Raw genomic sequence first — 11,592 nt, forward strand, 5'->3', positions numbered from 1 at the left:
CACGCTCGCTCGTCAAGTAGGGAGGGTCCGATGCCACCACCGACGCCACCGCCGCTGCCGCCGCCCGCCACGCTCGCCCGGCTCCCGGAGTACGCGGCCGCCGCGTTCGGGGAGCGCGAGGCACTGGCCGACGGCGAGGTCCGCTGGACCTTCGTCCGGCTGGCCGCCGAGATCGCGGCGGCCGCCCGCGCCGCCATCGCCCACGGGATCCGGCCCGGGGACCGGGTCGCCGTCTGGGCCCCCAACAGCCGCGAGTGGATCGCCTGCGCACTCGGCGCCGTCGGCGCCGGAGCCGTCCTCGTCCCCGTCAACACCCGCTACAAGCCCGCCGAGATCATCCGCCGCAGCGGCGCCCGCGTGCTGTTCACCGAGCGGGGCTTCCTCGGCACCGACTACGCCCGGGACCTGCACTCCTCCGGCGAGGACCTCGGCGCCCTCTCCTCCACCGTGCTGCTGCGCGGCGCGTGCGACGGTGCCGCCGACGGCCCGCTCCCCTGGGAGGCGTACCTGGCCGCCGGAAGCTCCGTCACCGAGGCGGAACGCCTCGCCCGCGCCGACCTGGTCCGCCCGGACCACCTCAGCGACATCCTCTACACCTCCGGCACCACCGGCCGCTCCAAAGGCGTGACGTCCACCCACGGCCGGACGATCCGGCTCTACACGTCCTGGTCCGAACTGGTCACCCTGCGCCCCGGGGACCGCTATCTGCTGGTCAACCCCTTCTTCCACACCTTCGGTTACAAGGCCGGGGTCCTCGCCTGCCTGCTGCGCGGGGCGACCATGCTCCCCGAGGCCGTCTACGACACCGACCGCGTCCTCACCCGCATGGCCGCCGAGCGGGTGTCCTGCCTGATGGGCCCGCCGACCGTCTTCCACGGGCTGATCCGCCACCCCGGGCGCGCCGCCTTCGACCTCTCCGCGCTCCGGCTCGCCGGCACCGGCGCCGCCGCCGTGCCCACCTCCCTCGTCGAGGAGATCCGCGCGGTGCTCGGCGCCGCGGAGGTGTTCACGGCGTACGGGCTGACGGAGTCCGGCGGCGTGGTCACTGTCTGCCCCACGGACGCCGACGCCTGGACCGTCGCCCACACCGTCGGCCTCCCGCTGCCCGACACCGAGGTCCGGATCGTCTCCCCGCTCGGCGAGGTGCTGCCCGCCGGGGAGCCCGGCGAGGTGCAGGTCCGCGGCTACCACGTCACCCCCGGCTACCTGGACGACCCCGCGGCCACCGCCGAGGCCGTCCTGCCCGACGGCTGGCTGCGCACCGGGGACGTCGGCGTGCTCGACGCGCGCGGCTACCTCGCGATCACCGACCGGCTGAAGGACATGTACGTGGTCGGCGGCTTCAACGCCTACCCGGCGGAGGTGGAGAAGGTCCTGCTGACGCATCCCGCCATCACCGACGCGGCCGTCGTCGGCGCCCCGGACGAGCGGCTCGGCGAGGTCGGGGTGGCCTACGTGGTCACCTCCGCCCCCGTCACGGCCGCCGAGCTGACCGCCTGGGCCCGGGAACGGCTGGCCAATTTCAAGGTGCCGCGGCGCTTCACCTCCCTTGCGGAGCTCCCGCGCAACGCGGGCGGCAAGCTGCTGAAGACCGAACTGCGGCGCGCGGCCCGGGAGGAGTCCCCATGACCGGGGAGCGGGTGCGGGAGCTCGCGGAACTGGGGGCCGCCGTACGGGCGGTGCTCACCCGCCACCCCGGCCACGCGGCCTGGGCCCCGTTGACCGCCCAGGTGGGCGCGGCCGCGCTGGCCGTACCGGAGCGGTACGGCGGGCTGGGCCGCGGGGCCGCCGAGGTCGGGGTGGTCATGGCGGAACTGGGCCGCGCCCTGAGCCCCGTACCGTATCTGGGCTCGGCGGTGCTGACCGCGGGCGCGCTGCTCGCGGCCGGTGACGAAGGGGCCCGCGCCCGGCACCTGCCGGGGCTGGCCGAGGGGGCGGTGGTGGGCGCGCTGGCCTGGGCGGAGACCGGTGGCTGGGAGACCGCCGACCTGACCACACGGGCCGAGCCGGTCGGGGCCGGGTGGCTGCTCACCGGGACCAAGCGGTTCGTGCCGACCGGTCCGGGCGAGCCGGGACTCGTACTGGCATTCGCCACGGCCGCCGACACCGGGAGGCTCGGCCTGTTCGAACTGACCGCCGCGCCCGCCGGGTTCACCGTACGGTCCACCCTGGACCGCACCCGCCCCCTCGCGGAGCTGACCCTGGACCGGACCCCCGCCCGGCTGCTCTCCCCGGACGGGGCCGCGGTCCTGGCCCGGGTCCGCGATCTGGCCTGTACGGCGCTGGCCGCCGAGCAGGCGGGGGCGGCCGCACGGGCCCTGGAGGTGACGGTCCGGTACGCGAAGGACCGGATCCAGTTCGGCCGGCCCATCGGCTCCTTCCAGGCGGTCAAGCACCGGCTCGCCGACATGCACACGGCGGTGGAGACGGCCCGGGCGCTCGCCCGCGCGGCGGCCGACGCCGAGGCCCCGCCGCGCCTCGCGGCCGCCGCGAAGTCGGCCTGCTCGCAGGCGTTCTCGTACGTGGCCGGGGAGATGATCCAGCTGCACGGCGGCATCGGCATCACCTGGGAGCACGAGGCGCACGAGTTCTTCAAGCGCGCCCACGGCTCCGCCCACCTGCTCGGCGCGCCGGCCACGCACCGGGCCCGGCTGGCAGCCGATCTGGGTTTCACCGAGTCGGGCTGACAGGCCGGCGCGCTCCCGTACGCTCGCCGCATGACGGGCAGTGCGATCAACCTCCGCAAGGTCGAGGAGACGGCTCCGGCGCTCGTGAGCCTCTACAAGAGCGCCGGGGTCTCCCTGCGCAAGTACGGCTTGGAGGGCGGACGGGCCGCGGTCTACCTGGTCCTGGACTACTCCGGGTCGATGCGCCCGTACTACGCGGACGGCAGCATGCAGGCCCTCGCGGACCGGGTGCTCGGGCTGTCCGCGCACCTGGACGACGACGGCCGCGTACCGGTGGTCTTCTTCTCCACCGAGGTCGACGCGGTGGAGGAGATCTCCCTGGCCGGGCACGAGGGCCGGGTCACCGAGATCGCTTCCCGGCTGGGCCACATGGGCAAGACGGCCTACCACGTGGCGATGGACGCGGTCATCGACCACTACCTGGACTCGGGGGCGACGGACCCCGCCCTGGTCGTCTTCCAGACCGACGGCGGCCCGATCAACAAGCTCGCGGCGGAGCGGTACCTGTGCAAGGCGGCCCGGCTGCCGCTCTTCTGGCAGTTCGTCGGCTTCGGCAACACGCGCAGCACGCAGTTCGACTTCCTGCGCCGGCTGGACGAGCTACCGGCACCGGCGATGCGTGCCGTGGACAACGCGGGCTACTTCCACGCGGGGCAGGACCCCCGCAGGGTGCCGGACGGCGAACTCTACGACCGCCTCGTCAGTGAATTCCCTGCCTGGCTGGCGGCGGCGCGCAGTGCGGGCATCGTGCGCGCCTGACCGGTGACCGCCGGTGCCCGCGCTTTGATGGACGTATGACGCATACCAGCTGGGCCGTCTTCGAGAAGGCGGAACCGGAGTTCGCCGCGGCCGTCCAGGCCCGTTTCGCGCAGTACCCGCACCACGTCCTGGCCACCCTGCGCAAGGACGGCTCCCCCCGCGCATCCGGACTGAATGTCGACATCCGGGGCGGGGAGCTGTGGCTCGGCATGATGTTCGGCTCGATGAAGGCCAGGGACCTCCAGCACGACCCGCGCTTCGCCCTGCACACCAACCCGGGCGCGGGCGAGGAGATGCCGCACGGGGACGTACGGATCTCCGGGCGCGCGGTGGAACTCGTGGACCCGCCCGAACTGCACCGGTACGCGGAGGAGACCGAGACCCCGCACCCGTTCCACCTCTTCCACGCCGACCTGACGGAGGTCGTCCACGTCCACGTGCAGGGCGACGACCTGGTGATCCGCACCTGGACCCCGCAGCACGGCCTCCACACCCTGCGCCGCGGCGACGACGACGAACCCCCGCGCGAGGACCCGGAGCCGGACGCCTGACCCGAACGGGACACCCGCTAGCTGAGCGGGGGGAGGCCGCCGACCGGGCCGAGCGCGGCGGGGTTCACGTCCACCCAGTTGCGATCGATGGTGAGGGTGACCCGGCCGTAGGTGGCCGTGTGGTCGCCGCGGAACTGGTGGGCCCGGCGGGGGCCGGCCCACTTGGTGGTGCGCTTCGGCAGGCCCATGTCGGCGTCGCCGACGGTGGCCGAGAGGTTCCAGCGGGCGGCCCAGAGCACGTCGGGCATGGCCTGCGGGGCCTGGTGGTGGTGGGCGCTGAGCGCCTTGACCCCGGAGCTCACCGAGACGTAGGCGGCGGAGCGGTAGCCCAGCTCGTGCAGCCGCACCGTCCAGGCGGTCAGGTAGGCGACGACCGGGGCGTCCCAGGTGGCACGGTCCGTGTAGTTCTCCACGTCGTTGTAGAGCACCGTGCCCTCGGCCAGGCCCAGCGACCGGGCCGCGTCCACCGCGCCCTCGGCGGCCTCCCGGCCCTGCCCGTCGGCCTCGGACGGGTCGGTGGACAGGCCGGTGCCGGCGTTGTACCAGGGCTGCGGGCCCACCCAGATCGGCATCAGGTGCCAGCCGGCGGCGGCCTGACGCTGCACCCAGCGGGCCGTGAGCCGTGGTTGGGCGCAGGCCCGGGCCCGCCCGCCGATGTAGACGCCGATCGCGCCGAAGGGGGAATCGGCCCGCCAGGTGTCCATGGCCTTCTGGGTGGGGGCGGTGCAGGTGTCGAAGCCCTCGCCCTTGAAGGGTTCCTGGGCGGTACGGGGCTTCGGGCCGCCGGTGGTGGGCACGGCGACGGCGGGGGTCGGGGCGGGCGGGGGCGCCACGGCGCGCGCCCGGGCCAGTACGCGGCGTACGGCGTCGGGCGTGGCCCCGTAGGAGACGGTGGCCATGACCCCGGAGCGGCGCAGGGCGTAGCGCAGCTCGTTGCTGTCGGACCGGGGCGGGACCTCGCGCAGGGTGCCGGCGGAGCGCACCGTGACGGTCGGGATGTCGGCGCGCTCCGGGGCTGCGTCGAGGGGTTCGAGGTGCAGGGTGTCGGCGCGGCCGGCGACGGCCCGGCCGGTGCATTCGGCCTGGGTGCCGGCGGGGCCGAGGTACAGGGTGGGCAGGTCGAGGCGCACGCACGCGTCGGGGTTCTCGTCGAGGTCGACGACCCGCCAGTGGGCGGGGAGGGCGACGCGCAGGCCGCGGTAGTCGACGGTCCGGCCGGCGTCGTCGTGGCCGGCGCCGGCGGCGTGGACGGCATCGGCGGCGGAATGCTGGACGGGCAGCAGCAGGGCGGCGCCGAGCAGGCCGCTCAGCAGGGTTCGGACGGGAGCCATGATCCAGATGGGTACCAGACCGCGGCCGCCGTGAACTTCGGGCATGTTGCGCCCAGTTGGCCCGTCCGGCCCAGCTCGACCCGGTCCGGCCGGTAGGGGTGGGTCACCTGCACGAGTGATGCGGGCCCGGGCCCGTCGCCGGGGGCGAGGGGCCCGCTGCCGAGGGCGAGTAGGGTCGAGGGGGCGGCCGAAGCCAGTTGCGTTGGCTTCGGCCGCCCCTTTTTCTCCTGCTCGGCGCCCCGGTCAGACGGCCCGGCGGCGCAGCCACCAGGAGCAGAACCAGGCCAGCAGCCCGGAGAGCGCGAGGAAGATTCCCGTCTCGATCCACTGGAAGGTCCAGTAGCGGTCGGCGGGCTGGTACTCGACCTCGATGTGGAGGTCCGAGGTGGCGAAGCAGCCGAAGGGGTCCGCCTTGGGATCGGCGCAGCCCTTGGCCCCTCGGACCTCGTTGCCGGCGGGGTCGAGCACCGCACCGGGGTCGGACACGACCCAGACGCCGGGCTTGAGGACCCCGACCCGCAGATAGGTGTCGTCGCCGGAGCCCATCAGCTGGACGTGGTTCCCGTTCCAGCCCTCCGCCGGAGCGCCGGACGATCCGTCGCTGCCGATCGGCGCCATGACGAGGGAGTTGAGCGCGACATCGGTGCGCTCCGGCGTCATGTAGTGCGGGCGGATCGCGAAGGGTACGAGGATCTGGATCGCGAGGAAGGCGACGAGGGTCGCGGCCATCGCGGGCACGGTGCGCCGGATCAGGAGTCCGGCGCAGGCGCCGAGGGTGAAGGCGAACGCCGCGTAGCCGAGGGGGACGATCGCCCGTCCGCTGAACATGAGGGCGGTGAACCGGTCCACGTTGACCCGGTCGACGGGGCTCGCCCACCAGGTCACCAGGAGGCTGAGCAACCCGGTGACGGCGACGGCGGCCAGGCCGACGCCCGCGAGCTTGACCAGGAGCCAGTGGCCTCGGGTGATGCTCTGGTTCCAGATGAGCCGGTGGGTGCCGGTCTCCAGTTCACGGGCGATCAGCGGGGCGCCCCAGAAGAGCCCGATGATGCCGGGGACGGCGAGCAGCAGGCTCGTGACGTAGTAGGTCAGGGTCCGGTACTCGACGACCAGCGCGTTCCGGGCCCTTTCACAGTCGCCCTGGCAGCCGGCGACGGTGCTGTCGTAGAGGTCACGCATCTGGAGGCCGGTGACCACGAGGAATATCGCGAGCGCGGCCAGGACGGCGAGCGCGGCGAGGGTCTGGACGCGGTATTGGCGCCAGGTCAGCCAGATCATCGCTGGTTCTCCCGGGTGGGTCGGCGGCCGGACCCGGCCGCGGCCTGGCTCATGTAGGTGAGGACGAGGTCCTCCAGGTTGAGCGGCTCCAGGACCCAGGAGGGATCCTGGACGGCCTTGTCGGAGCGCACGACGAAGGTGCTCTGCCGCTCGGTGTGGGTCTCCTGGACGACCTCCATGCCCTGGGGCAGGGTGGCCGCCTCGCGGCGGGCGGTGGTGAGTCGGAAGTGGGTGGCGAGCAGGTCGTCGACGTCGCCGGAGAGCTGGACCCGGGAGGCGACCAGCGAGATCAGGTGGTCGCAGACCCGTTCCAGGTCGGAGACCAGGTGCGAGGAGAGCACGACGGTGGTTCCGTGTTCGGCCACGACCTCCATCAGGCTCTGCAGGAACTCCCGTCGGGCCAGCGGGTCCAGGGCGGCGACGGGCTCGTCGAGGATGAGCAGCTCGGGCCGTTTGGCCACGGCGAGGGTCAGGGCCACCTGGGCGCGCTGGCCGCCGGAGAGCTTGCCCGTCTTCTGGGCGGGGTCCAGGCCGAGCTGCCGGATCCGCTCCTCGGCCGGCCGCGCGTCCCAGCCCGGGTTGAGTCGGGCGCCGAGGCGCAGGTGGTCGGCGATGGACAGGCCCGCGTAGGTGGGGGTGTCCTGGGCGACGAAGCCGACCTTGGCCAGCTGCCCGGGTCCGGAGGCGGGCCGGCCGCCGAGCACCTCGATGCTGCCCGAGGTGGGGGCGATGAGCCCGCAGGCCAGTTGCAGCAGGGTGGACTTTCCGGCCCCGTTGGGCCCGACCAGGCCGACGACCCGCCCCGACGGCACACTCAGGGTGCAGTCGCTCAGCGCCTCTTTGCGGCCGTACCGCTTGCCCAGCGCGCGGGCTTCCAATATGGCGGTCATTTCTCCTCTTCGGTGTGCGGGTCCGTGCCCGTGCCGGTGCGGGCGCGGAAGGTGCTCAGGAACAGGGCCTCGATGCTCTCCTCGCCCAGCCCGGCGGTCCGCGCCTTGTCGAGCCACAGCTGCAGCTCCCGGCGCAGCGGCTCGTGCTCGGCGATCGAGTCGTCGCCGAGCGTGCCGGAGATGAACGTGCCGACCCCGGGCTTCTTCGCGACGAGGCCCTCGTATTCGAGCTCCCGGTACGCCTTGAGCACGGTGTTCGGATTGATCGCCACACCGGCGGCGACGTCCTTGACCGTCGGCAGTCGATCCCCCTCGGACAGCAGCCCGAGCCGCAGGGCCTGACGCACCTGGTGGACGAGCTGCATGTACGGGGCGACGCCGGAGCGGGCATCGAGGTGAAACTCGATCACTGTCCTCCTCTATTCATCTAGCTTCCTAGCACTATAGGACTATGCGTATCCGATCACTGTCAAGCGACCGGACGCCAACACGGCCGCGAGCAGGCCGGATTGACGGCGGAGCGGACTGAGTACGCGTACTCAGGCAGATGTCGGTACCGCTGGGTAGCGTCGCGACGTGTCCGACGAACGGACGACACGACCACATGGGGGACGACATGAAGAAGCGCACCACCGCCCTGGCGGCCTTGGCCCCGGCTCTCGCACTGGCCCTGGCGGCGAGCCCGGCCCAGGCGGCGCCGACGGGCGAGATCATCGGCTACCCGGGCCCCGACGGCCTGATCTGGATCGCCGACCAGGCCGGCTCCAGCGGCTTCGTCTCGGGCGGCCTCTCCGAGCGACTGGACACGTTCATCACGTTCGGTTGCGCCGACGGCGGGAGCATCGAGGTCTCGTTCCGACTCCAGGAACACCCCGAACGCGACCCGGCCCCCTTCACCGTCGACTGCCCCGGCACGGACCCGACGGTCGTCACGGTCCCCCTCGGCACAGGCATCCACGGCGGATTCATCGCATGGGTGACGGCCTCGACCCCGACCACGCGCTGGGGCGCCACGGTCACCCAGCCCGAATAACCCGAACACGCCGCAGCGACGTGAAGCCGGCTCCGTCGCATGGCGCGCAGTCGACGGAGCGGGCTTCAGGTGTGGGGCATGGTGAGCGGCGGTGAGTGGACCAGCAGGCCGATGCCGCACCTGACCGCCCGGCCGCCGGGCGGCGGGGCCGCCGGCGCATCCTGCATGCCGGAGAGGTCGCGGCCCCCGCCCGCGTCGCCCTCATGCTCGGGCCGACGGCCGGAAGTACGGCCGTGACGCGACGCGGGCTCATCGAACTCGACGACGAGCCGACGGAGTCGACCGCCACGTACTACCCCCGGGACATCGCCGTCGGCACGGCTCGCGCCGGCGCGGCGAAGATCCGCGGCGGCGCCGTGACGCCGCCGGCCGCGATCAGCTCTGCGTCTCCTCGCGGCGTCCGACAGCGGCCGCATCGGGTACGAGGAGCAGCTTGCCGGTGGTACGACGAGCCTCCAGATCGCTGTGGGCCTGGGCGGCCTCGGACAATGCATAGCGGCCCGTCACGGTGACCTCGAGCGCCTTGGAGCGCACCCACTCGAACACATCGGCGGCCCGTCGGAGCAGTTCGGACCGATCGGCGATGAAGTCCCCGAGGCTGGGCCGGATCAGGGTCAGCGAACCGCCGTGGGCGAGCCGCATCGGATCGAACGGCGGCACGGCACCACTTGCCGCACCGAAGAGCACGAGATGGCCGCGGGTTCGCAGGCTGGCGAGGCTCGCATCGAAGGTGTGCGCGCCGACGCCGTCGAAGACAACCGGCAGTCCCTGACCGCCGTTGAGCCGCCGCACCTCGGCTGCGAGATCGCCGACCGCGGAGGAAAGGATCACCTCAGCAGCCCCGGCACGCTTCGCCAGCTCGGCCTTCGCCGTGGTCGACGTCGTGCCGATCACCCTGCCGCCGAGATGGGTGATGAGCTGGGTCAAAAGCAGCCCCATGCCGCCGGCAGCCGCATGCACGAGCACCGTGTCGCCCCCCTGAACCGGGTAGGCGTCCTTGACGAGATAGTGCGCGGTCATGCCTTGGAGGAGCACGGCGGCGGCTGTCTCGAAGCCGATGTCATCGGGCAGCGACACCAGCCGGGAGGAGTCCACGACGGCCCGCTCGGCATACGTGCCGGGAATCTCCACCCAACCGACCCGGTCCCCCACGGCGACGTCAGCGACGCCGGGTCCGACTTCGACGACCGTGCCGGCGCCCTCGGCGCCCGGGGTGAAGGGCAGCGGGAGGCTGTACCGGCCTTCGCGGTGGTAGACATCGAGGAAGTTGACCCCGGATGCGGCGACCTCCACGACCGCCTCGCCGGGACCCGGCCGCGGCTGGTCCACCGTGGCCTCCTGCAGCACCTCGGGACCGCCCACTTCGTACACCTGAATCGCTCGCATGGCCCTCCAATAACGGCTCATCCCCCACCAACCCCGTTGGTGGCGATCAACGGCTCATCCCCACCAACCTCGTTGATCGCGATCCGATTCCCGGCAAGCAGACCGGCCCGCCGCCCCCGCCGAGAGCTGAGTCGCCTGCTTCGCACCCGGGTGACGAACCGGGCCCTACCGGCCCCAGACCAACGGCAAGGTCGAACGCTTCAACCGCACCCTGCTCGACGAACGGGCCTACGCCCGCCCCTACCGGTCAGACATCGAACGCCGCGAAGCGTTCGCCGGCCGGCTCCACCCGCAAGCCGCGTCCCCAACCTGACGAGGCCATACACCTGGGGCACGTCGGCGTGCGGGTCGTGGAGGACGTGACGGCGCAGATCCCGCGCGAAGAGGAACGTGAGCGACTGCGTCTCGGGGCGGGTGAACCGGTCCTACGCCTGACCCGCACCACCTACGACGCCGGGGACCGCCCCATCCAGGCGGATGTGATGCTCATGCCGGCCGGACGCCAACAGTTGCGCTACGAGATCAGGCTCGGCCCTTCACAGCGCGGATGAACGGCGCCCATACGGCGGCGGGGAAGAGCAGGACCGGGCCGACGGCTGCGAGCTTGGTGTCGCGGACCGGGACGATGCCGGGGAGGTCGTCGGAAACCTCGACGCAGTCGCCGCCGTCTCCGTTGCTGTACGAGGACTTGCGCCAGGACAGGCCCTTCACGTCTGCGCGCATGTCGCGTACTCCTCCGCCACCGACTCGATCAGGGTCAGGGACACCTCCGGCGACAGCGCAGCGGCCCTGGCAAGATCGTATGACCTCCAGTAGCGCTGAACCAGGGCCGGATAGTCGAGCAGCTGCCCCGAGTAGGGGCCTTCCGTGTACGCCACATCAGGCGCATCGGTGAACTGCATGATGCGCACCATCGAGCCCAGCGCGCCATGGGCACCGGCTGCGAACGGCACGACCTGCACGGTGATCCGGTGGGCACGAACGTACGAAGCGATGTGCCGCAACTGAGCCGCCATCACAGCAGGACCTCCGACCGCCGCGCGCAGCACCGACTCGTGCAGGACCACCCACATCTCAGGGGTTTCCGGATCGACGAGAAGTCGTGCGCGTTCGATGCGTGCCGCGACCAAGGCTTCCACACGCTCGGCAAGCGCAGTCGGCTTGGCGGCCCGGATCACGGCCCGGGCGTAGTCCTCCGTCTGGAGCAGCCCGGGAACCAAGGTGCAGGCGTACTCATAGGTGGCCGTCGCCAGTCCTTCCAACTCGGCCGCGGCGGCGAAGTATTCGCTGTGCTTGGATTTGAACGCCCTGGCCAGGCGGAAGAAGTAGTCCCCCGTGTTGAGCTCCCGGTCGATGAGCCTGGCGATCTCGGGGCGCAGCCGACGACGCCCGCTCTCCATCATCCCGACGTACGCCCCCGTGGCGAAGATCCGCTCGCCCAGCCCTTCCTGGGTCAGCCCCGCCGCCTCCCGCTTCCCCCGCAGTTCCTCACGGGCGAACTCCTCCGGCGTCTGCGCCCCACCCTCGTCATTCGGCTTGGCCATGAGCCAACTCCCCGCTTCCGCAGTGCCCTCGCTCCGCGAAAAGCGTAGTCCCGGCCGCACCGACGGTTCAGCGGAACGCATTGATACGACTACCCGACGCCACAGCGCCCGCCACCCCTGGTCGGGGACGTGG

At 72.4% G+C, this 11,592-nt stretch carries 13 protein-coding genes and 1 pseudogene; 7 read left to right on the top strand and 7 right to left on the bottom strand.

The genetic code is table 11. The features are described 5' to 3' along the window. The first annotated feature begins 30 nt into the window (after window positions 1–30). Genes OG624_RS12060 through OG624_RS12075 form a run of 4 tightly spaced genes read left to right on the top strand, consistent with a single transcriptional unit; the run spans window position 31 to window position 3,997 of the window. Complete coding sequence (locus OG624_RS12060; RefSeq protein WP_371639409.1) at window positions 31–1,629, top strand: AMP-binding protein; 1,599 nt, start codon at window positions 31–33, stop codon at window positions 1,627–1,629. After that, entirely contained in the window at window positions 1,626–2,687 is a 1,062-nt protein-coding gene (locus tag OG624_RS12065; RefSeq protein WP_371639410.1) for an acyl-CoA dehydrogenase family protein, read from the top strand. Before OG624_RS12060 ends, OG624_RS12065 begins: the two co-directional genes overlap by 4 nt. 30 nt (window positions 2,688–2,717) lie before the next feature. Beyond that, the gene (locus OG624_RS12070; protein WP_326747867.1) at window positions 2,718–3,446 is read left to right on the top strand and encodes a VWA domain-containing protein; all 729 of its coding nucleotides are present in this window, start codon (window positions 2,718–2,720) and stop codon (window positions 3,444–3,446) included. Between the two features lie 35 nt (window positions 3,447–3,481). Then, window positions 3,482–3,997: a pyridoxamine 5'-phosphate oxidase family protein gene (locus OG624_RS12075; protein WP_033222048.1), complete on the top strand. Its 516-nt coding sequence runs from the start codon at window positions 3,482–3,484 to the stop codon at window positions 3,995–3,997. 17 nt (window positions 3,998–4,014) lie between these two features. Here OG624_RS12075 and OG624_RS12080 read toward each other — a convergent pair whose 3' ends face one another. The 4 genes from OG624_RS12080 to OG624_RS12095 form a co-directional block, all read right to left on the bottom strand. Further along, on the bottom strand, window positions 4,015–5,328 hold the full coding sequence (locus OG624_RS12080) for a DUF1906 domain-containing protein (protein WP_161293455.1): 1,314 nt from the start codon (window positions 5,326–5,328) through the stop codon (window positions 4,015–4,017). Window positions 5,329–5,571: 243 nt separating this feature from the next. Continuing rightward, complete coding sequence (locus OG624_RS12085) at window positions 5,572–6,606, bottom strand: ABC transporter permease (protein WP_033222043.1); 1,035 nt, start codon at window positions 6,604–6,606, stop codon at window positions 5,572–5,574. Continuing rightward, window positions 6,603–7,496 (bottom strand): ABC transporter ATP-binding protein, encoded by an 894-nt coding sequence (locus OG624_RS12090; protein ID WP_033222042.1) that lies wholly within the window; start codon window positions 7,494–7,496, stop codon window positions 6,603–6,605. The genes OG624_RS12085 and OG624_RS12090 overlap by 4 nt, the downstream gene beginning before the upstream one ends. Continuing rightward, entirely contained in the window at window positions 7,493–7,906 is a 414-nt protein-coding gene (locus tag OG624_RS12095; RefSeq protein WP_033222041.1) for a GntR family transcriptional regulator, read from the bottom strand. Before OG624_RS12095 ends, OG624_RS12090 begins: the two co-directional genes overlap by 4 nt. Window positions 7,907–8,112: 206 nt before the next feature. On the opposite strand from OG624_RS12095, the gene OG624_RS12100 reads away from it, so the two are divergent. Then, window positions 8,113–8,529 (top strand): hypothetical protein, encoded by a 417-nt coding sequence (locus tag OG624_RS12100; protein WP_158711872.1) that lies wholly within the window; start codon window positions 8,113–8,115, stop codon window positions 8,527–8,529. A gap of 375 nt (window positions 8,530–8,904) precedes the next feature. Here the strand turns inward: OG624_RS12100 and OG624_RS12105 are convergent, their stop codons facing one another. Then, complete coding sequence (locus OG624_RS12105) at window positions 8,905–9,915, bottom strand: quinone oxidoreductase family protein (RefSeq protein WP_033222202.1); 1,011 nt, start codon at window positions 9,913–9,915, stop codon at window positions 8,905–8,907. A gap of 154 nt (window positions 9,916–10,069) precedes the next feature. On the opposite strand from OG624_RS12105, the pseudogene OG624_RS12110 reads away from it, so the two are divergent. Then, window positions 10,070–10,204: pseudogene (locus OG624_RS12110) on the top strand (integrase core domain-containing protein); the annotation flags it as partial. 70 nt (window positions 10,205–10,274) lie between these two features. After that, window positions 10,275–10,466, top strand: a complete 192-nt coding sequence (locus tag OG624_RS12115) for a UTRA domain-containing protein (RefSeq protein WP_371589801.1) — start codon at window positions 10,275–10,277, stop codon at window positions 10,464–10,466. Here the strand turns inward: OG624_RS12115 and OG624_RS12120 are convergent. After that, window positions 10,438–10,638 carry a DUF397 domain-containing protein gene (locus tag OG624_RS12120; protein ID WP_033222040.1) on the bottom strand — a complete coding sequence of 67 codons (201 nt, stop codon included), beginning with the start codon at window positions 10,636–10,638 and terminating at the stop codon, window positions 10,438–10,440. The two genes, OG624_RS12115 and OG624_RS12120, sit on opposite strands and share 29 nt — an antisense overlap. Next, window positions 10,623–11,459, bottom strand: coding sequence for a helix-turn-helix domain-containing protein (locus OG624_RS12125; protein WP_033222038.1), 837 nt, complete (start codon window positions 11,457–11,459; stop codon window positions 10,623–10,625). Before OG624_RS12125 ends, OG624_RS12120 begins: the two co-directional genes overlap by 16 nt. Window positions 11,460–11,592: the final 133 nt, after the last annotated feature.

The organism is Streptomyces virginiae (genome assembly GCF_041432505.1).
Classification (GTDB): Bacteria; Actinomycetota; Actinomycetes; order Streptomycetales; family Streptomycetaceae; genus Streptomyces; species Streptomyces virginiae_A.